We start from the raw sequence: 22,728 nt of genomic DNA, 5'->3' as shown, positions 1-22,728 counted from the left end.
AACATCGACAGCCATCTTGAAGTATCAGCCCATAGCGTAGTCTTTAACTGTGTTTCAGAGTTGGCAACACAAATGACTGATCCGCCAGGTCGTGTAGACATGAACCACAACATCAGCCATGCATTTAATGCAGACTTGCCAATACCACGACCGCCAGCAACAGCACCCTTGTACATTGTTGGATTGGGATTGTCTGTATTTTCTATATTGTATCTGTCTACAGAACGGATGAAATCTAATTGCCAACTACGAATACGTGGGCAATTCGCAAGCGGTGTTCCCTCTTCACCCCAAGGGAAAAAACTTTCTACGAAATGCTCAAAGCTCAATACGAATTCTGGGCTTAATACCGAATCGAATAACTCTTTTTCTTTTTTAATGTTTAAGGAATTCAAAGTACTAGCAATCCTAAGTTCCTAGAACAGGAAGAGGATTGCTAGTTGTGGTGATGCCAACAGTCCTCTTTCTATCCTAAGACATGAAAAGAGACTAACCACCACAATTAGTACCAAATTAACCATAACATTTTTAACACATGTCGTCAACACGTGAAAAGACCTATCATCCCTAAAATGCACAGGATGACAAAAACTGTGCATAATTAAAGGGATGACAGGCAAACCAACCTACATAACAACAAATCCAGAAGGATAAAATGTGTATATCATTAAAATTTTATGATGTAAATATTTTCATTAAAAAAACTCCCAGGATTGACTATTTTTGATAGTGGTTTTTGATGCTTTGATTGTGGTATTATTCATTACAATCGGAGAGGGAATGAGATGAAAAACAGAAGAAAAACATATCTAGTTTCGGTAATTGCTCGTTATTTCTTATCCAAAGCGAGAACGGAAGAAGAGCCTGATTTAATCACCAACCTTAAACTTCAAAAGCTTTGCTATTATGCATTTGGTATTATGTCTGCTTTGAGAGAAGAGAATGACCCTCCCCTATTTGAAGATCAGATGCATGGACCAGTCATTCCAAATCTATACGAAGAGTTCAAAAAATACAAATCATCCCCTATTTCAGAAATGAAAAGCCTTTCCTACGAAGAGTTTAGCGTCTTTGACCAAAAAGACAGAGACATATTAGATGATGTTTTTGAATATTACGGTCAATTTTCCGCATGGAGATTAAGAAATCTGGTCCATGAAGAGCAACCTTGGAAAGATGCCTATAACCGTTGTTGCTCTTATGAAACTATCGAAAAGAATGATGTACGAGAATACTTCTCCAATACATTAACTGAAATCATATGAGAAAAATACATAAACAGATGCCTATTAAACATTATTGTTTTAAGGTAAACTCCCTTATATTCTAAATACAAAGAGAATAACCCCCTTTAGATGATGAGGATTACTTTGAAAGTTTATCTTCTTCTATCAATTGATTAAGCTTCGCAATCGCGATACCAAAATCTTCTTTATAGGGAATGACATTGACAAGATTTCCATGACTGCTCAGCAATAAAAAAGCTGTCGTATGATCTAAAAAATATCCTTTTCCTGGCTCTGCTTTATCTGCTAAAGATTCGCTTACATAAATGCGAAATTTCTTTACAACTTTCATAACAGCATTAGGATCTCCTGAGACCCCAATCACGCGATCAGAGAACTGTGTCACAAATTTCTTCACTACTTCTGGAGTGTCTCTTTTGGGATCAACCGTAATATAATATGCACGCAACAGAGATCCTTCTGGATCAACTATCTTGAGAAAACGATCTAAATTCGACAATGCGGTTGGGCAAACCTCAAAGCAATTTGTAAATCCAAAAAACACAATTGACGGTTTTTCGGACAAAGAATCCAGCGTAAATGCTTTACCATCTTGCGTTATCAGCTGAAAACCATCTCCAAATTTTCCACTCCAAACTGATTTTTCGAATTTGGGTTTTGAATCGATCATTAAAAACACAATACTCCCAAATATACCCAAAAATATTGTGCCTAAAATTATCGCTAAAGTCCTCCATATATTTTGCCTCATATGGATCATCACTCTCCCCCTTATTGGTGTTTTCCAAACCCGACAATCGAGCGATTGAAATATAAAACTAAAAAAATAATATAATTAATATCATCCGATTTCAACTAAGACAGATAGAATAATACCGGAAATCCTATCAACAATGGATAACCAAATCAACAGGGGAAAAACTTTAGGATACTCTATATCCCCCTAAATCTTACTCTTTAGCATAGCATATTTTCGATGTACCAAAAAATAATCCGCTTAAAATCAACAAGCATAAAAGGCTTTCATCTTTCCCAGGAGAACAGGACAACTATAAACTGAAATTCTCTCCATCCCTCAAAGACAGGAAGATGTCAACTTCCGCAAGAAGTAAAAATATTAAAAAACATACTCGCAATACCAACCGATATACCCACTGGAACAGAGCCACAATCTGTGGAAGCAATCAGATGCAGATAATATTTGTTGCTAAAAACCTCAAAGAAGTAAAAACTTTACTCATAGAGTATCTTAGACCATGTCGAATATGTGGAGAGTCTAGAACCACAGAATACGAGGAAAAGAAGAAAGAGACGGCGAAAACCAACCGTAACCGAGAATTAAAAAAGGAATTAGCCTTAACGAGAAGTCGTTGAGAAAACTGAAAAAGTATCGGAGATAGTTTTTAAAGCCAAGAACACAAAGGAAGAATAAACAATGAAACGTACAATTATATATTGGTCTCTTCTCTGTTGGTGTCTTGTAACCATAATCCTGCCTAAAAATCGCTTTTATAAGCCTTATACTTGCAAAGAAGAGGGCATGAATACACGCCTAACCATCTCAAATCTCTCGAAGAAGTGGAAGAAGATCTATCCGACAAAACAATAGAAAAAATCCACGATTAACAGTTTAAAACGGATACGGATATTGGGATTTTTTGCGTATTTCTCTCTGATAGCCATTCATTCATCAAAATACGAAACGGTATACATCATTCAAAAATGATGCATTAATCATACTCGCAAAGGAAAATATACTAAGAAAAGTCTAGCTATATCCTCATGAGCATTGGTTTTGTCGTCTACTTTTTTAACATCTTTGTGATACCGTCAAGAACAATAATATCAAGGATATTTGCAATAATCTGTAAATATCTCTCAACAAATTAATGAGATGATTCCTGAATTGAAAAACTTCAACAATGCCTATTCTGATCTCAATGAGGGATTCGAGGATTGCAATACGCAATATACCAAGGGAAATAAAACTTCTTCTAATTGATTGGTTGAAAATATTAAATTATTAAATGAACTTGCCGATAATTGAGATAAAGAACTTGATGAAATAAAACCCGTATTACAACAAAAATAGGCGTAAAATGCGGAAAATAAAGTGCAATAAACGCCTAAACGGAAAACAACTACCAGGAGTTTTTATGGTTTACCCGATAGCTATCGAAATCGGCTATTAAAGGATATTTTTTCTATTTATCCCCCGATAGCCGATACCAAAACAACGGATTCCAGGGCTTTAATCCTTCTTACAATGTCCGTTGAAATTACCTGCTAAGGATCGTTTTGACTCATTCCTCCTTTGAGTAGTATCCGATGCGACACGCACGCGCCCCTCCCCTTCCAATGATAGGGAGTTAAAATAATAACGCGACTAACAGCATGAGGCTTATCCATAGGCGTTTAATTTTATTATTGAACATACTTTGATTGACGACACAAATTTATACTAAAGCTTACGAAGCTAGATCTCAGTAATCCTAAAGTTCCAGACATCTTTAAACGTTGTGTTGCTCCTCGTATTTATGATTATTCTGTGACACACACATACCTTTGCCTTTTCTAGCGACAAATCAAAAAATAAATCCTTAAAAACCATAATTCCATAAGGTCACTAGATGACGATGATGAAAAGATCAGATCCTTGTATTCAAATATTAACAATGCGGTATATGAAGAAAATCAAGATCCTCCTTTTGTGCCAAAATACCCTTTGCACAATTTAATTGGAAAACCAAAATACTCATGAACGACAACCAACAAAAACCTCCCTGGAAATCACTCATGCTGTTGGTGGAGCCTCATCATTAGCTTCACCATAAATGGACAGATAGGATATAATATGCGTTTTTCGACGCCAAATAGAATTGTCATTACCCCGCTATTCTCATCTTTGATTCACAGGGCTGCTTTTTTCACCAACAATTAAGCTCATAGACGCTGGTAAATCTGCTGGAATGACAAAATCTCAACATATAACAGATATCCATCTTAAATCGCCAACTGAGGAACAACCATAGAAGTTTGTCCGTCTGCAATAGAAATATGCCGATTAGAATCACAAACAAGCAGTATCACTAGAATTCTGGCAACTTTTGGTTTAAAACAATAGTGAATTACCCTTGCGTTGAATCATATAGAATGACCTAATTTTTTGCGCGCTCAACATACGAATTATCTTCTGTTAGAATGACGATTTTATTCCCCACCGTGATATGAGGCGGTACTGTTGTGCGTATTCCATTCGATAGAATCGCCGGTTTATAGGATGCCGTTACCGTTTGACCTTTAGCATAAGGTTCTGTCTCAACAACTTCAAGTATGACATTGCGGGGTATTTCTATAGATATAACAACTCCTTCATGTATCGAGAGGGTCATTTCCATGCCTTCTTTAAAATATAATTTTTGATTGCCTGCTACTTCTGGACTAACAGTAATCTGATCATACGTTTCAGGACTCATAAAATGAAAACCTTCACCGTCCTCGTATAAAAACTGAAAACGCTGATCTTCAACATAAGCACGTTCTACCTGTTCTGTTGTACGCCAACGTTCCGACACCTTCACACCATCAGCAATACGACGCATATCAACTTGCGTGATAGGAGTTCCTTTCCCTGGATGAAAATTTTTGGCTGTGAGTATAACATAAAGCGTCGAATCCACATCAACAACGTTCCCCTTACGCAAAGAAGAAGCAATGACTTTGACCATGTTGAATAATTCCTTGTATTTACTAATATAAAATAAGACGGAAAGGTCTAAATACGTGTATATCTCGTCAATGACAAAAGCATTTGTTCCTTCTGCTTGTTTTTTACCCGTATTATCTTGAATTCTCTATATAAAAATTAGATATTTTTCGGATAACTGACAAAACAACTGAAAAAGAAGAAAATATTTATGCATAAAATTTCTGCTCTACCTTGGTGGAATCCTGATTTCCACAATGCCCGTCGTCCCTTTCTTGTCAAAAGAAACCTGATTCAGAAAGCTATTAGAGAATATTTTGCAAAAAAAAACTTTACCGAAGTTGATTCTATGTCTCTTCAAATCTCTCCAGGAAATGAAACCCATATACAAGCCTTTTCTACAAGCCTCATAATGGATGATCAACAACAGAAGACCTTATATCTGCAAACTTCTCCAGAATTTTCTTGTAAAAAGCTTTTAGCCGCAGGAGAAAAAAAGATATTCTGTTTCGCACATGTTTGGAGAAATGGAGAGAACGATGAAATACATCAACCAGAATTTACGATGTTAGAATGGTATCGGGCTGAGGAATCCTATGAGCAATTAATGAAGGATTGCATAGATATCATACGGTGCGCAGCGAAAGCAGCAGATCAATCGATTTTTACCTTTCAAGGAATCATTTGTGATCCCTTCCATGATGTAGAATATATTACCGTCGCAGAGGCGTTTACAAAGTATGCTAACATTAATTTAGCGTCTACTCTCAGTATTCCTGAGCAGCCAGATCGCAATCTTTTAGCCTTATATGCAAAAAATGCAAAAATATGTTGCATAGATGATGATACTTGGAGTGATATTTTTTCTCGAATTCTTGTAGAGAAAATAGAACCCAATCTCGGCATACACTCTTGTACCGTCCTTAATCGTTATCCTGTTCCGGAATCTGCGCTGGCTAGAGTTTGTCCAGATGACCCTCGTTTTACGGAACGTTTTGAAATTTATGCCTGTAATATTGAATTGGGCAATGCTTTTGGTGAACTCACGGATCCCATTGAACAACGCTATCGTTTTGAAAAAGCAATGGTCGAAAAGAAAAAAATATACAATGAACGCTACCCCATTGATGAAGATTTTCTTTCTTGCTTAACAGCCATGCCTCCCTCTTCTGGAATGGCTTTAGGCTTTGATCGACTCGTCATGCTTGCAACGGGCGCTACTACTCTAAGAGAAATTGTTTGGGTTCCCATATCTTAATTTGGATTCCCATAATCTTTAGGAAAGAAATATCGTATCATGATCCCCGACAATCAAAAATTACGCTCAGCGCAAGAATTATACGAAGCTGGACTGATAAATAAAAACGAAATTAATAAGGTAGAAAATATCGCCAAGCACTATGCTATTGCACTTACACCTACTATTATTAATCTTATTGACCGTCAAAATGCGAATGATCCAATAGCACGACAGTTTATCCCACAAAAAGAAGAACTGAACATCCTATCAGAGGAAAGAGTTGATCCCATCGGAGATCAGCTTCATAGCCCAGTGGAAGGAATTGTACATCGCTATCCAGACAGAGTGCTGCTGAAAATACTCCATATATGCCCTGTATACTGTCGTTTTTGTTTTCGCAGAGAAGTGGTAGGCTCACGTGGAAGTGGAGTTCTTTCTACAGAAAGTCTCGCTTCTGCTTTTTCCTATATTCGGCAACATCCTGAAATATGGGAAGTTATTTTAACAGGTGGCGATCCTCTCATTTTATCGATTAATCGCCTATGTACAGTAATGCAAACGCTATCGGATATAAAGCATGTCAAAATCTTACGTTTTCACAGTCGAGTTCCTATCGTTGATCCCCAACGTATTAGTCCCGAATTAATCAAATGTCTCAAGGATTCCGGCAAACCCGTATACATTGCCATACACGCCAATCATCCACGTGAGTTTTCTGCAGAAGCCCTCGTGGCAATCTCAAGATTAGCGGATGCCGGCATCATTCTTTTAAGTCAATCAGTGCTGCTAAAGAACGTGAATGATGATCCTGAAATTTTAGCTGATCTTATGCGGATTTTTGTGGAAGCGCGTATCAAGCCTTATTATTTACACCATCCCGATTTAGCCCCTGGAACAAGCCATTTCCGTATCACCATTGAAGAGGGGCAAAAAATTGTTTCTCGTTTAAAAGAGCGTCTTTCAGGTCTATGCCAACCTTCTTATATGCTCGATATCCCTGGAGGATATGGAAAGGTTAATCTTAGCAGTTGTGATATCCAGAAAAAAGACGATGTATCCTATCGCATAACGGATCATAAAAATATCGTACATAATTATCCATAACAGGACATAGCAACAAGCTCATAAAGCTCATAAGGGAGCGGAATTCTTTCGAAAGAAAGTCTCGCTTCTGGCTTCTTCTTATATTCGGCGACATCCTGAAAGATAGGAAGTTATTTAAACAGGTAATGATAAGAATACTGAGAATCAATGCAAAAACAATCTCTCAGACAAGAAAATATCTTCTTTCAAAGCCCTTCTCCCTCTATCACTAGAATGATTTCATAACAGAACTGCCATGTTACCATAGCTAATTTTTCATCTAAAAGATAAGATAAATATAAAAAATAACGTAACGTTTGGGAAACCATTTTCTTGAAAAAGCCGATTCTAAATCAGGATAATATAACTGGAAAGGAGAAAATTGAGAATCTGGATTATGCGATAAAATTTTCTCCCTGCACACACATCTTCGACCTAATAAAAGACTACTGTTCATAGTTTTTTCAGCAAAATCTTAAAGAAAATTTTCCTAAGATATCGATGAAAAGATTAACTTTTTTCTCTCGTTTTGTTTGAGTGCCGTGTAGCAAATTTTTCCAATCTTATTTGTAAAAAATAACCAAAAGAACTAAAAAAAAGATAAATGACAGCAACTTCAAGATAGATAACTAAGGGCTCATAGGTAGTAACTATAATGCGTTGTGACGTCTGAAAAAGTTCCGGAATAGTGACAGTCGAAGCAAGCGATGTGCTTTTCAATACTGAAATAAATTCACTAGACAAAGGTGCAATAGATGTTATCGCGGCTTGTGGCAATATAATATGACGCATAGTCTGCTGCCAGTTTAGGCTAAGCGAATAAGCGGCTTCCCATTGTCCTTTTGGTATCGCGATTATAGAAGAACGTATAATCTCTGAAAGATATGCGGAAAAATTAAGGGTAAAGACGATAATGATCGCAGTGAAAGCGTCAAAAACAATACCTATGCTTGGTAAGCCATAAAACATAACAAATACCTGCACTAAAAGTGGAGTTCCACGGAAAATCCATACATAAAGGTACATTAAAAAAGATACTTGTCGTACAGAAAAAATCCGAATAAGCGCTATAATTAAGCCTAAGACCAAACTCAAAGAAAAAGAGATAATCGCAATAGGCACAGTAAAGACAAGGCTGGCATGGATGAGTAGAGGCAACGAATTAATAACAAGCTTTAACCACTCAGGCATAATACAAACCTTAATCCAAAAATCCTCGTCCAATGATTATATTAGCTAGAAGGATTCTGTAAAGGACAAACAGGTAAATCCGATGAGATCTTATCATCAAAATATTTATTAAATATCACCTTATAAACACCATCGGAGCGCATTTCACACAAGGTCTCATCAATGGATTTTTTAAGATCATCCCGTCCCTTACGCATCATAAAAGCGATATGTCCACTATCTTTTTTTTGATCAGCGATTTTGAATTTACCTTTACTGTCCGGTTTATGTTTAAGGAAATCAAAAAAAGGTATATTCGGCATCATAGTTGCATCGGCGCGTCCACTCAATAAAAGTTGTATGGATTGATAAAATCCATCACTTGTAACAACTTTTACACCTAAATCTTGCGCCATCTGGAAGAGTCCTGTACCGAGCATCTGAACAACTCTTTTGCCTTTAACGTCTTGAAATCTATGAATATTTTCTTCGTCGCTTCGAACAATTAAAAGAATATCATGTGAGAGATATGGTATCGAAAAATGATATTTATTCTGTCGCTCTTCTGTCATAGCAACGTTAACAAGAATATCATAGCGGTTTATATCAATTCCTCTAATAAGCCCATTGACTTTTGTTTCAAAAAACTCAATCGTTGCACCGAGACGCCTTCCTATTTCTTCAATAAGTTCAATGTCAAATCCTGTAAGTCCACCCTGTCCACTTGCAGAATGAAAACTATGGGGAGGATAAATACCATCCGTACCAACTCGAATAACGAATTTTGTATCTATTTTTGAAGTCATCTTAGAGTAAAGGAAGAAGTATATAAGAGAAAATAGAAAAATCATAAAGATAAAGGCAAAAAGAACGCATTTTGAAAACAATAAGTTTTTCCTCAGATAGAGAAGAAAGCGATGCATGTCAAATTTCCTCAATCTTTCTCCAAAATTTGAAGAATCAAACATCAATAGGCATAATTTTAGAAACACTAGCTGTCATGGAGTAAAAACCGCTTTAATACAATTCAATAAGATAGAAAATTCGTCAATTCTCGGAGAGATTGGGCTTTTTGACCATAACATTCCAAAATTTTAAGGGTCTCTACTGTACGTCGTGTAATTTCCTTCTTTATCCAATCCGAACCTTTTAATCTCACAAAACTATTTTTTTTACTTGTCGCATTTTTTATAGAAATCTTTTCGAGATTCTTCTGACAATTATCGAGATCCAATAAATCATCAGCTAACTGAAAAATTATCCCAAGATTTTCTCCAAAATTGCGTAACCTTATCCGTTCATCATTTCCTACCCCGGCAATAATTGCTCCTGCTTCGCAGGAAAAACGCATGAGTGCTCCCGTTTTCATGCCTAATAGAGTAAAGATGCTGGTTTCATCAAGAAATTCTTCTTGCATATCCAACATTTGTCCACCAAGCATACCATCTAATCCTGCGCTACGAGCTAGTAAAAGGGCTAAATCAGATCGTATTCCATCTTTCAACTCGATCTCTGGAGAGAAAATGATTTCAAAGGCATAAGTTAGCAAACTATTCCCAGCAAGAATAGCCGTTGCTTCATCGTATTCAATATGCACTGTGGGTTTTCCTCGACGAATATGCCCATCATCCATTGCGGGCAAATCGTCATGTATAAGAGAGTAACAGTGAACACACTCAATAGCTGCACCAACATGCAATACCGCAGGGCCATTAAATCCAAATAGGGCGGCACATTCAACAACAAGAAAAGACCGCAATCTTTTTCCCCCATTCAAGGTAGCATAACGAATCGCAGATATTAATCCTTCAATACGATATTCCCCAGAATGACAAAATTGATTGAATAATAAATCATCTAATAAAGAGCCTATACGTTTGGAATTTTCCTGTAATTTCAATCGAAAAGCATCGCTCATGGATCTATCCCTTTGGCTAGATAGGTCTTGTTATGATGTGTCCTGGTAAAATACGATCTCCAGATCATCGGCACCATAGAAAAATAGGAAAATTTTAGTAACATAGCATATAATCGTTCAACGAAAAATCTCGGATTCGATACGTAACTTCTTTTGCAGACATTAAGGGATCCTTGATCATTAAAACTTTAAGCATCTGATTTTAAATAATACATTATATCTATATTTCTTGCTTCTTCAAGGAAATCTATATTGCTTATATATTACAGAGATAAGAAATATCCTTTAATTTTGTTTGCAGATATTCTGCTAAATTATGTTAACCATTCATCCTTGAAGCATGAAATTCTACAGCATAACACGTTTAATACATTTTCTACTAAGATACTCATTTCTCTATCTTTTCTCAATATGTTATCACCAACTCCTGCTCATAGCCTTAAGAAAAATCACAGACATTCCAGCTCCTCCGTTATATTTTTTACCGCTACCATATATTTACAGGCTCTCGCAACAGTTGAACGATGTGTTATACTCACGAATGCATTCACAGCTATCATATCCCAAATCCTCGCTTGTCTAAGCCCAACAAGAGACGTTCAAATACTATCATGCGTTAATATATACGATACAGATCTGGCTAACATAACAATTATATACTACCATCAACCTTCTATTTTGCATATCTTGACTGATTGGATGATACTAACCTAAAGTAACTAGAGTTCTGTTTTACCGATATTTACTGTTTTTGAAAGATGAAAGTATGACGGCTTCTAATATTCGCGTGCGTGTTGCACCTTCTCCAACTGGAGATCCACATATTGGAACTATTTACACGGCTCTTTTTAATTATCTTATGGCGAAAAATATGGGAGGAAAATTTATTCTCCGTATCGAAGACACCGATAGTAAACGTTCTACGCGTGAATCCGAAGATGCAGTCTTAAAATCGCTCAAATGGTGTGGACTCAATTGGGATGAAGGACCAGATATCGGTGGAGAATATGGGCCATATCGTCAGTCGGAACGCAAGGAAATATATGAACCTTATGTAACGTCTATTTTGGAAAAAGGACATGCATTCCATTGTTTTTGTTCTCCAGAAAGACTGGATGAAATGCGTCAATCGCAACGAAAAAACAATCTTCCCTCCAAATATGATGGACACTGCCTCAAGCTTTCTGCTCAGGAAATTTCTCAATTTATTCAAAGCAATAAGCCTTACGTTGTGCGTATGAAAATTCCCGATAAAGGTTCATGCAAATTCAAGGACAGGGTTTACGGTGATATGGAAATTCCTTGGAATTCCGTTGATATGCAAGTCCTTCTAAAATCGGATGGGATGCCAACATATCATCTAGCTAATGTGGTTGACGATCACCTCATGAAAATCACACACGTGGCGCGTGGTGAAGAGTGGGTTTCTTCAGTTCCAAAACACATATTGATTTATAAATATCTGGGGATTTCTCCTCCTGAGTTTATACATTTGCCATTAATGAAAAACCCTGATAAGTCAAAATTATCAAAACGAAGAAATCCAACCTCAATCCCATATTATTCATCGGCAGGATACTTGCCGGAGGCATTAATTAATTTCCTTGGTCTTTTTTTTATACAAGCATTTCAAGGCGATGAATTAATGGAGATTCAGGAATTAATTCAAAAATTTAGTCTTCAGAACCTACCAAAATCAGGTGCTGTTTTTGATAGACAGAAACTAGATTGGTTAAACGGTCGCTGGATAAGAGAAAAACTTTCTTCGGAACAATTTATCAGTCGCGTATCACAATGGGCTATGGAAAATAATCGTCTCGTAGGAGCTTTAAAACTTGCACAATCTCGCATTTCTCATCTCGGTTCCCTGCCTCAAATTGCAGATTTTTTATTCAAATCCGAGATCGATTTAACGGAATCATCTTTTAAAAATCTTCCTTTAAATCTCGAAGAAATTTTGAAAATGCTTAAAAAAACGCAAGAAGAATTTGAAAATATTCAGATTTGGAAAAGGGAAAACATTGAGATAGCCTCGCGAAATATTGCTCAACACTTTGGAAAATCACTGAAAATCATCGTAGTCCCCCTATTCCTATCAATGACAGGTTCTAGGCATTCCTTGCCTCTTTTTGATAGCATGGAAATTTTAGGACGCTCTGTTGTTCATTTTCGCTTACGACAAGCAATTAAGAAATTTTCTTCTCTTATTAAAGATTCTGGAAAAGAAGGAAAGAAATGAAAAATAAGATTCCATCTATAGCTTTATCCTCAAATTCTATCGAAGCTCGATCTCAAAAATTAGATATTCTTCGAAATACCTTGGAAGAAGTGTACCCAGCTCATTTTCATCGCGATTATACAAACGCCGAACTCAATACAAAATATTCTCATCTTCAAGATGACCAGCAATCATCTGATATCGTGACTATTGCTGGTCGTGTTTATAGTTTTCGAAACTCTGGAATGTTTATGGACATTCATGATGCAAGCGCGAAAATACAAATCTTTACCCATAAAGATACAACCGATGAGGATTCGTATAATTTACTGCCGATGATAGATCTTGGTGATATCATAGGAATTACTGGAAAGATACGTCGTACTAAGCGTGGCGAATTAACAGTTAACACTCAAAAAATTACCATATTGACCAAAGCATTACATCCAATGCCGGAGAAATATCATGGACTTGTCGACATAGAAACACGCTATCGTAAACGATATCTTGATATTATGAGTAATGCAGAATCTAAACTGCGTTTTCAGCAAAGAAGCCATGTTATTTCCGGCATACGTTCTTTTATGGAAAACCAAGGCTTTATGGAGGTGGAAACACCGATGTTACAGCCCATCTATGGAGGAGCTACTGCTGAACCGTTTCAAACACATCATAATATTCTTAAAGCTGATATGTATTTGCGTATTGCACCGGAACTATATCTCAAACGCCTTCTTGTTTCAGGATTAAGCGATAAATTATTTGAACTGAATCGTAATTTTCGCAATGAAGGAACATCTTCAAGACATAATCCGGAATTTACAATGATGGAAGCTTATTGGGCTTATACCAATTATCAAGATATGATGACACTCGTTGAAGAATTGTTTCAAAAACTTACTCTTAGTATCCTCAACAAAGTAGATGTCCCTTTTGGAGAAGATATCATCTCCTTTAAAGCACCTTTTCCCCGCAAATCAATGCCCCAATTGGTGAAGGAAGAGACTGGCATTGATTTTATGCTTTTACAAAACGATCAAGAAGCACGCCTCGCAGCAAAAAATATTGGTATTGAAGTGGAAAACAATGCTGTCTGGGGTGAAGTCATGAGCTCTATCTTTGAAGAAAGAATTGAAAAAAATATTTTACAACCGACACATGTAATCGATTTTCCTAAAGATATTTCTCCTTTTGCAAAAGAAGTTCCCGGAGAAAATCGTCTTGTAGAACGTTTTGAAACCTATTGCAATGGTTGGGAAATCTGCAATGCCTTTTCCGAATTAAACGATCCTATAGAACAGCGTATACGAATAGAACAGCAGGTAATGCAAGCACGTATGCGCGGTGAAAAGACCGTTGTTGATGAAGATTTCCTTGAAGCAATGAAATGTGGCATGCCTCCAGCAAGTGGATTGGGAGTGGGAGTTGACCGCTTGGTAATGCTTCTCACCAATGCTCCTTCTATTAGAGATGTTATCCTCTTTCCAGCACAAAAATTAGCGACGTAATACAATAATAATATCACCCATTCTCCCTCGTAAAGGATTGAATAGAATACGCGTCAAAAAATATCATCCCTCTCTTCGTTTAAAAATAAATGATGATAACAATCGAAAGGATATTATTCCTTTGAATATACAAGGAATTTGGCAACACAAACATAGCTATAATCGAATATCGTAATGAATGATTCGTTTTTAATAAAGCTATACTCCTATGCAAAAAATAGAGTAATAGGTTTAGATTTCGAAAAATTTTGAAGATTAAATTTTAATTTATTTTTAAATATTAATTCACCTATAGCTTTGATTGCCTTATCTAAAGAATAAGTTTGGGAAATTGATTGGTTATTCTATCATAAGTATCCATATATCAAGGCAATATATTTTCTTTCTTCAAAAAATGATTGCTCGTGTCTGCAAATATCATAAAAATATACTGATATACTTTTATCTATTGATACAAAAATTAAGATTACTACTCAATCCTGATATTCTTCTAAGATTACTTCGAATAAAGTCGTTCTAGTTTTCTTACTTCGACGAGTAATCATGTCGTCTCTATAAGAAAATCTTAAATTTTTACATCCAACCAAAAAAACGCATCATTCTAATTCACCACTATTTTTTGCTCATCATGTGTCTCCCTATCTCGTTTTTATGACATAATAGAACCATCTTCATCTCTTATGTGCTCTCAAAATTATCAGGATTATTCATCTTCATCATAATTTCTGAAATTCACAATTAAAATCTCTTCTTTCGTATCCGAGAAATCCTGCCAAGCATGGGATAAAAGAATAAAGATACTCTGCTCAATTTCTTGAATATTTCTGGTTAGTATCATCATTAAATGAAGATTTTTGAATAAAGGTTCATGCTATGCGAGAAAATTTAAAATTTTAGATTGATTATCTATGGCAATCCCCGGCTTGAACTACACCTGTCGCAATTATCCTTCGCGATTATCTTTTTTGCTTTTTCATTTTTATTCTAGAATCGGGTATAGCTAGCTATTGATGTTTGTCTATGATGAAAATAGCTTTCGCAACATCCCCTTACATATAGATTTTTGAAAGATCTACATGTCTCCACAGTTACCTGCAATATTTTGCAGCTTCCCAAGCACATATAAGTAACAAAGAAATTCTTGAATAATAATTCAAATATGACTTTTTGCTTAGAAATTCTCACTTATCCCGCTTAATCACAAGCTTATCAAAGATAATTTTTAACGAACTTATCAAATCTATTTTTTTTGTCGCTCTTCTTCATTAAATCCGGTTTTTATAACATTTTCTATAATCTTTTCTCTCGATATAGGCACCGATAAAAATAGAATCTACCGTTATAAAATCCTAAATATACTAAAATGTTATTGCATAGACTTAAGATCTCCTAATCTAAAATCATACTTATACAAGCCTTCCAAACGATACTCCCCTTTATTGCTTGCTGACATATTTCTCTAAGGAATACTTGATCGCCTCATGATCTATATCAATGCGGTATTTATTCCTTAAACTAGCGATCACTTCCTCCAGAAGATCCATTCTTAAATAATTATTCAAAGCTAATACTATACCTTCATTATTTTTCGGAATGACATTCTCAGACTTTACAACCTTGAAAACCACCTGCTTATCTCCATCTTTGATAGGAAAGTTTTCGATCATACCTAAAGGACCAGAAAAAATAACATCAATTCCAAGAGATCCAATAAGTTTATCATTTTCTAAGTGATGCGTAATACCTTCTTTCTTATGAAGCGGTTTTTTCAAAACAAACGCTGTATTGTGAAGAGAATTTACTTTCTGAGATTTGGCAACTTGTTCTTTTGCATAGGAAGATAAATATTCCCTCTTCTTTGCAGTGATCCAATCCTCCAAAACTTGGGAATGAACTTCACTAAATTCCTTACTACGAACAGGGATAATATCCTGCACTGAAAGCCATATATAACTTCCATCAGGAAAGGATATAGGTTCACTAGCAATGATTTCATCTTTCTCAAACGAACGAGATAACAACTGATTTATATAAGGAGATCTTTTTATCTCATTTCCATTCATATCCTTTCCAGAAATATCAACTGGAGGAAGATTTTTGACAGAAACATTCTCTTTATGGGCAATTTCCTCAAGATCATCCCCTTTAGAAAACAGCTCCTGATATTTCTTATATTTCTCCGCAACCAACTGTCGCGCCTGTTGAAAGCGCATGGTCTTCTGTAGTTCCTGCTTAACTGCATCGAAAGATTTTAGTTTTTCAAGCTTTATACGACTCACACGAACGATAACGGATCCAAAAGATCCATCAACAACATCTGTGTATCCACCTTCTTTTGCAACGGCAAAAATCGGATCAGCTAAAGCTATATCAGGAATTTTTTCTTTTGAAAAACTCCCCAACGAAATATCAGAAGGTGATTTTCCAAGTTCCGTGGCTAGCTGATCAAAAGTCTTTCCATTCTTCAAAGATTCAAGAGAGCGATTTGCTTCTTCTTTGCTCTTAAAAATCAAATGATCAATAGTGCGAATTTCAGGAGTATAGTATTGATTTTTTCTTTTCTCATATTCTGCACGCAGTTCATCATCTGTCATAGAAAGGTTTTTCCCCTCTTCATTAACATCGAGGAAAAGATAAGAGATACGTCTGTATTCCGGAGCAAAATAATTGTCTTTTGACTCTTCAAACCAACTTTTGAGAACATTCTCCGAAGGTTTAGCAATGGGAGCAAGATCATCCTTTGAAAGAACAATATAATCAATTACACGATTCTCGCTATGATACTGTAATATTTGATCAATCAAAATTTTTGGAGGAGAGACAGCAGAAAACAACATACCTAGAATATCAATACGTGAAATATTCTTTCTATAGGCATCAATATATTCTTTCTCGTAAACTCCTGCATTAGAGAGTCTCTCTTTGAATAAATCGCGACTAAATTTCTTGTCTTCTCCTTGAAAAATAGGCAGTTTTTCAATAAATTCCTTAACTCTACTAAGGGATGTCGTAAGTTTTAAATCTTCGCTAAACTGATCAAGAATCGCTTGATTGACAAGATTGGGAATCACACTTTGGTCTACCATCCCAGCAGACAAAGCTTTTTCTGGAGTAATTGTGAAGCCAAACTGCTGGGATAAAAATCCTAATTCATCTTGCAATGCTTTATGGAATGCAGAAAGAGAAATATTCTGGTTCTGAACAGAAATCACCGTTGAAGATCCTGACGGGGAAAAAACCAATCCAGAAAAACTCCAAACGAGTAAAGGAGCTATCAAAACAACAACAAGAATCGTCGCAACCCATGTACGAGAAGCTCTGCGTATTATTTCCATCATGAAAACATCATCCCAAATTTATCAAAACACTACAAAAATATCTTTTTCCCTAACTGACGAAGGGATTCCCCTATCACTTAAACGGGACGAGAACTGATCTACAGAAACTCTTCCCTCGTCACAACCTGATATTCTATATTAAGCAGAGATCTTCGCAATTGTACAATTTATTTTAAAATTTCCACGGAAATCGCTATGCCAAAAAATTATGTTATAGTAAAAAATAGATAAAAATGCTTAATTCTCCGCGAACATATCCTCAAAAGAAGCAAAACATATTAACAAATTACAATGTCTTATTACTTCTTTGTATCAAAACTAAAGGATAATTTTTATATTAAAATTTGCATATTCATCACGATTTTTCGATAATTTCCCTATTACCGTTTCCAAAAAAGCATTCTTACAAAGGCAATCATCCACAACTGAACCACTATATATAACAAACAAAAAAAAGAACAGCTATAAATTTCGATATATTAGAAAACATCCAGAAATACAGAATATCTCGCAGTCAACCAGCCTTATGCCCCATTGCACTCAACAAGGGATTTTCATTCCCTCTGAGCCTGCCCTTGGGTGGTCCTCCACTCTTTCGAAGGCGACTTCTCCAGTCAAACTACCCATAACCTTCTTTAAGCCCATGCAAGAGATTATAAAGCTGGTATGCGATATTAATCGGGGATTCCCCATGGCATATATTTAATGATTCCCCAAAAACTTTCAAGAAAACTGAAGGCAAATAAGTGCCCCTATAAGATAACGCCATGTTCCTTGCATATCATATCGGCAACAATAGCTATCAAGACAATCTCCCCCTTCAGAAACGAATAGAGACGCTGATTCTTAAGAAGATTGGAAGAAAGCTTGATGGGCTGAATGTTTTGGGAGGGGAGATATAAAGAGTAATTGGATGTTTTTTGAGATATGGTGGGGATCATCAGCTTAAGATTAGTGGCGGGGATATCGTACTTCTATGCTGGAGAAGGACTTAAAAAGTTCTTTGGGCTTTTCCCAAAATATTTTTTCCTATAGTTCAATCTTTACATGTTCGGGGATATAATAGTATTGGTATTTTGTCTTCTCTAAAGAATGGTTTAGCTGTAATATTGACATATCCCTTGCCTGAAAAAGTCAAGAAAATTACTCTCCATGAGTAAAAGATAGTAAAAAAATACGCAATCAAAAGAAGATAAAAGGTATTTTCGCAAATAGTGTTAAGATATGTATGCGGTTTCCAGGATGATATCTTTAGAAAAAACCAGCGCAGCATCTCTGTTAACATTTAATCCCACGAATCCGAAAAATCCAACTCCCCTACGTCTAAATCTCCCTGACAGGTATTTGATACACCCATAAAAAGTGCATAAAAGATGCTGGTGACATGATCCCACCATCCTACAAGCATTCTTGCTTCTTCCTGACGTCGCACAACAAGACCAGGAATCTTTTGTCCACCAGAAAATACCCATCTTTGCATTTCCCTTGAAGCTGCATACCATTCTTTTCGCTCAACACATATCCGCAGCGTGCTTGATCTATAAGCATCAATGCCGATATTGAAGATTAAATCACACAGTGCCGCAATACGGTTTGTGCCAGCATCAATAACGTTTGGAGATAATTTCAAAAGCAAATTCATGTTTTCTCGCAAATCTTTTTCCAACAATTCTTCTGCCCTTTGCTTTGTAATAGGAGGCATTCCCATGTATACATCTGAACCAGTATGTCCATAACCAATAGTTGGAATACCCATAATGTCACGATACGCATATAAACGAAGACCTTCAAAGCGACGCAATATCTTGAAAGAACTTTGCAAGTTATCTTCCGTCGTATTAATCAATGTTTTCAATAAGTTTCCAAAGAGAATGCCTAAAAGAACAGATACTATAACTATAAGAAACTTTATTGTCTTTCGAGAACGCAGAAAAAGAACTCTAATGTTGCAAAAGCCTGAAATCTTCGAGATTTTGCCAAGGTTATGTAATTTTTGAAATAAACTACTTAATAAAAACACATCTACCTTATCTTCAGTCTTAAGGACTGTTCCAAAATACAACGAGCAAAGAGATCTTTGTTTAATAAAACATCCCTATTCGAAATATTCTCTTCATCAGAGAACAAATTCATATAGTAACGTCTGATGGCATAGCAATACTCCAAAACATAGACCTTGATATTTCTCTTTTATCACCTTATGGAGGTGAAGATGCTTGTATTTACCGTAAATATTGTCATAAAATATTTTGCGAAAAATACATGAAAAACATTGATCAATGCTCGCAAATAAAACAGTGACTTTCCCCTCTCTATAGACACACAAAAACTCATATTTTTTCGAAAACTCTCCACATCACCTAAAGATTTTTAACAAAATCTATAAAAACTTAATATAGAGAACAGTACTTTCTTTTGAAGAAAAACTGGAAAGATCCCGAAAATCTATGTAAAAGATCTTTATGAAACACATAAATACTGTATCGTATCGTATCGTTACACCATATCCTGATTGTTTCGTTAAAATCTCAATTATATACCAGATCCTATATAGCTTGTTTTAAAAAAAGTCCAGATACTTATGTTTATTTATTTTATATCTAATTTTGGGAAAATATAATTTCTCAAAATGGAAATATCCAAATTATTCATGATCTTTTACTAGAATAAAACTCTTTATACGATAGGTTTATCACTCTTTTTGATCACACGATCTGAAATCAAAAACACTTACTGAATACAAAAAATAAATCCCTATTTCATAATCTAGCCTTCCTATTATAATAAGAAGATACAAACCTGATCTAAAAATTTCGAGGCATGATTCAACCACTCCGATAAGTTCTAAAAAAATAAAAATCTTCTTAAGAAAACTAAAAAACAAGTTTGTCTATCGAAAAATTCTATGAGTAGAGTATCCTATATAAAAAAGAATTTTTCCTCTAAAACGTAGCCAATTAAAGTAGCCAATTTATGATTTTAAACTCCAACCTTAAACGCTTGTTTGTCGATTTTTCTTTATTGACGGCAAAGAACGAAAAGACCAACGAATCCCAATACCATTATCTTGCGCACGTATTACGCATGAAAGAGAGAGAAAAAATTCTGCTTTTTAACGGCAGAGATGGTGAGTGGGAAAGTGAAATTTCCTATCAACAGGGCAAAAGTATAACTTTTAACGTTATGTGCCAAAAACGAAAGCAAACTCAACCTTTTGATCTACATTATCTCTTTGCCCCGATTAAAACCAAGCGTCTTGATTATATGATTCAAAAATCAGTTGAAATGGGGGTTGGTGCAATTCGTCCTGTTATAACACGTTATACCCAAGGAAAAACTTGTGATACAGATCGCATGCGAACCTATGCAATAAGCGCTGCAGAACAGTGCAATATTCTATCGATTCCCTCCATAGAAAAACCTATTATGTTGAGCGATCTACTGAAAAATTGGACTCAAAATCGCCATATTATTTTTGCAGACGAAACTTGCAATCAAACAAATCCATTAAATATCCTCCAAAAAATACCTAAAAAAATACCTCTGGCTATTCTCGTTGGACCAGAGGCAGGATTTCATTCTGAAGAAAAGGAAAATTTGCATGCTCTCTCTTTTGTAACTGCCATTTCTCTTGGCCCAAGAATTTTACGCGCAGATACTGCAGCAGTAGCAGCTATGGCTTTGGTTCAATCTAGCTGTGGTGATTGGGAGGAAGGATAAGAAAGCAACAAATTATCCCTAGCAAAGAGTATATCCTGTGATCTTCCTTTCGACCTTATTTCTCTTGAAAATTTTTTCTTCTCATGTAAAGGAATCAATATGGTTCATAACTTACTCAGTGAAACACTCATAACTTCCACAGATGATTTAGTGCAATATATCGCAGCTGGAATAAAACCACTAGAAGACTTCCGTATCGGCACGGAACACGAAAGTTTTCTTTTTCTGCGTTCAGACTACCGCCCCGTGCCCTACTATGGAGAAATAAGCATTCTAACCATTTTGCGTGAGATGCAAAAATCGCTTGGCTGGCAATATATCACTGACAATGGCAATATTATAGGGCTAAAAAATCCCGATCGTAACACAGGAATATCCCTTGAACCAGGAGGTCAATTCGAACTATCCGGCGCCACTTTGAAAAATTTGCACCAGACAAAAGAAGAACTCCTCAAATATAGAAGAGTTCTCAAAGGAATAACGAAACATCTCAATATTGGCGTTATGAGTATTGGTAGCAATCCTAAATGGACACGAGAAGAAATACCTTTAGTTCCCAAAACACGTTATAAAATTATGAGAAAACATATGCCGAAAGTTGGAACGAATGGTCTAGATATGATGTTCAGAACTTGTACAACACAGGTAAATCTTGATTTTTCCAGTGAACGCGATATGGCTATCAAAATCCGTGTTTCATTAAAATTACAATGTCTTGCTACAGCACTATTCGCTTCATCTCCGTTTACAGACGGGCATGTCAATGGATTCCAGTCATGGCGCAGTGAAATATGGCGTAAAACTGATAATAACCGTACCGGAATCCTCCCTTTTGCTTTTGCGAAAGATTTTGGTTTTGAGCATTATATGCAATGGGCTCTTAATGTTCCAATGTATTTTATTATCCGTGACGGACAATACTATGACTGTACAGATATCAATTTCCGTCAATTTATGAATTCTGCCCTCAAAGGGAGAGTAAAAGAATGGCGACCTACAATTTTAGATTGGGAAAATCACCTTTCTACACTTTTCCCCGATGTCCGTTTAAGACAGTGTCTTGAGATGAGAGGTGCTGATGCGGGAACTCCGGAAAAAGTTCTCGCCGTTTCAGCTTTTTGGACTGGTCTTCTTTATGATTCTTCTGCTTTACAGGCTGCGGATGATTTCACATCAGAATGGTCTTTTAGTGAAGTGAACGATCTACGCAATAGAGTTCCATATGAGGGAATGAATGCCAAAATTCGCAATCAATCTTTATTGAGTATTGCACCGCAAATCCTTTCTTTATCACGTGCTGGACTGAAAAGAAGAGCCATACTTAATCACTACAATAAAGATGAAACTATCTTCCTCAGTCCTTTGGAAAAAATCATCAGTAATAACTGCACTCTTTCTGATGAAATGCTTGCCTCTTATCATGGCGTTTGGAAGCATTCAATCGAACCTTGTTTTGAACAATATTCCTACTAAGATTCGAATATTGCACCGCAAATCCTTTCTTTATCACGTGATGGACTAAAAAGAAGAGCCATACTTAATCACTACAATAAAGATGAAACTATCTTCTCTATCCTTTA

15 protein-coding genes and 1 pseudogene are annotated in these 22,728 nt (G+C 36.0%); 8 read left to right on the top strand and 8 right to left on the bottom strand.

Features of this window, described 5'->3' with window-relative positions; all coding sequences use genetic code 11:
- Nucleotides 1–395 (bottom strand): annotated as a pseudogene (locus H0G72_RS01730) (terminase); the annotation flags it as partial.
- 390 nt (nucleotides 396–785) lie between these two features.
- On the opposite strand from H0G72_RS01730, the gene H0G72_RS01725 reads away from it, so the two are divergent.
- On the top strand, nucleotides 786–1,265 hold the full coding sequence (locus tag H0G72_RS01725) for a Panacea domain-containing protein (RefSeq protein WP_182016998.1): 480 nt from the start codon (nucleotides 786–788) through the stop codon (nucleotides 1,263–1,265).
- Between the two features lie 100 nt (nucleotides 1,266–1,365).
- Here the strand turns inward: H0G72_RS01725 and H0G72_RS01720 are convergent, their stop codons facing one another.
- Complete coding sequence (locus H0G72_RS01720; RefSeq protein ID WP_259345092.1) at nucleotides 1,366–1,917, bottom strand: SCO family protein; 552 nt, start codon at nucleotides 1,915–1,917, stop codon at nucleotides 1,366–1,368.
- 419 nt (nucleotides 1,918–2,336) lie between these two features.
- On the opposite strand from H0G72_RS01720, the gene H0G72_RS01715 reads away from it, so the two are divergent.
- Nucleotides 2,337–2,621, top strand: a complete 285-nt coding sequence (locus H0G72_RS01715; protein ID WP_182016994.1) for a hypothetical protein — start codon at nucleotides 2,337–2,339, stop codon at nucleotides 2,619–2,621.
- A gap of 1,784 nt (nucleotides 2,622–4,405) precedes the next feature.
- Here the strand turns inward: H0G72_RS01715 and efp are convergent.
- Entirely contained in the window at nucleotides 4,406–4,975 is a 570-nt protein-coding gene (gene efp / locus H0G72_RS01710; protein WP_182016992.1) for an elongation factor P, read from the bottom strand.
- A 189-nt stretch (nucleotides 4,976–5,164) separates the two neighbouring features.
- Here efp and epmA point away from each other — a divergent pair, with 189 nt between their 5' ends.
- Nucleotides 5,165–6,211, top strand: a complete 1,047-nt coding sequence (epmA, locus tag H0G72_RS01705) for an EF-P lysine aminoacylase EpmA (protein ID WP_182016990.1) — start codon at nucleotides 5,165–5,167, stop codon at nucleotides 6,209–6,211.
- A 39-nt stretch (nucleotides 6,212–6,250) separates the two neighbouring features.
- Nucleotides 6,251–7,297, top strand: a complete 1,047-nt coding sequence (locus H0G72_RS01700) for a lysine-2,3-aminomutase-like protein (protein ID WP_182016988.1) — start codon at nucleotides 6,251–6,253, stop codon at nucleotides 7,295–7,297.
- A gap of 489 nt (nucleotides 7,298–7,786) precedes the next feature.
- Here the strand turns inward: H0G72_RS01700 and H0G72_RS01695 are convergent, their stop codons facing one another.
- The 3 genes from H0G72_RS01695 to H0G72_RS01685 form a co-directional block, all read right to left on the bottom strand.
- Entirely contained in the window at nucleotides 7,787–8,467 is a 681-nt protein-coding gene (locus tag H0G72_RS01695) for an amino acid ABC transporter permease (RefSeq protein ID WP_182016986.1), read from the bottom strand.
- A gap of 41 nt (nucleotides 8,468–8,508) precedes the next feature.
- Complete coding sequence (locus H0G72_RS01690; protein ID WP_259345091.1) at nucleotides 8,509–9,252, bottom strand: transporter substrate-binding domain-containing protein; 744 nt, start codon at nucleotides 9,250–9,252, stop codon at nucleotides 8,509–8,511.
- Nucleotides 9,253–9,473: 221 nt separating this feature from the next.
- Nucleotides 9,474–10,364 (bottom strand): polyprenyl synthetase family protein, encoded by an 891-nt coding sequence (locus H0G72_RS01685; protein ID WP_182016982.1) that lies wholly within the window; start codon nucleotides 10,362–10,364, stop codon nucleotides 9,474–9,476.
- 766 nt (nucleotides 10,365–11,130) lie between these two features.
- On the opposite strand from H0G72_RS01685, the gene gltX reads away from it, so the two are divergent.
- Together gltX and lysS are read left to right on the top strand one after the other, a co-directional pair.
- On the top strand, nucleotides 11,131–12,603 hold the full coding sequence (gene gltX / locus H0G72_RS01680) for a glutamate--tRNA ligase (protein ID WP_182016980.1): 1,473 nt from the start codon (nucleotides 11,131–11,133) through the stop codon (nucleotides 12,601–12,603).
- Complete coding sequence (gene lysS / locus H0G72_RS01675; RefSeq protein ID WP_182016978.1) at nucleotides 12,600–14,090, top strand: lysine--tRNA ligase; 1,491 nt, start codon at nucleotides 12,600–12,602, stop codon at nucleotides 14,088–14,090. The genes gltX and lysS overlap by 4 nt, the downstream gene beginning before the upstream one ends.
- Nucleotides 14,091–15,526: 1,436 nt before the next feature.
- Here the strand turns inward: lysS and H0G72_RS01670 are convergent.
- Complete coding sequence (locus tag H0G72_RS01670) at nucleotides 15,527–17,428, bottom strand: SurA N-terminal domain-containing protein (protein ID WP_182016976.1); 1,902 nt, start codon at nucleotides 17,426–17,428, stop codon at nucleotides 15,527–15,529.
- A 1,285-nt stretch (nucleotides 17,429–18,713) separates the two neighbouring features.
- The gene (locus tag H0G72_RS01665; RefSeq protein ID WP_259345090.1) at nucleotides 18,714–19,283 is read right to left on the bottom strand and encodes a lysozyme; all 570 of its coding nucleotides are present in this window, start codon (nucleotides 19,281–19,283) and stop codon (nucleotides 18,714–18,716) included.
- A 1,118-nt stretch (nucleotides 19,284–20,401) separates the two neighbouring features.
- Here H0G72_RS01665 and H0G72_RS01660 point away from each other — a divergent pair.
- Nucleotides 20,402–21,148 (top strand): 16S rRNA (uracil(1498)-N(3))-methyltransferase, encoded by a 747-nt coding sequence (locus H0G72_RS01660; protein WP_182016974.1) that lies wholly within the window; start codon nucleotides 20,402–20,404, stop codon nucleotides 21,146–21,148.
- 99 nt (nucleotides 21,149–21,247) lie between these two features.
- A complete protein-coding gene (locus H0G72_RS01655) occupies nucleotides 21,248–22,621 on the top strand; it encodes a glutamate--cysteine ligase (protein WP_182016972.1) in 1,374 nt (457 codons plus the stop codon).
- The last annotated feature ends 107 nt before the right edge of the window (nucleotides 22,622–22,728 follow it).

The organism is Candidatus Liberibacter sp. (assembly GCF_014048425.1).
In the GTDB taxonomy this organism is placed as follows: Bacteria; Pseudomonadota; Alphaproteobacteria; order Rhizobiales; family Rhizobiaceae; genus Liberibacter.
This window is presented reverse-complemented; position numbering and strand designations above follow the sequence as displayed.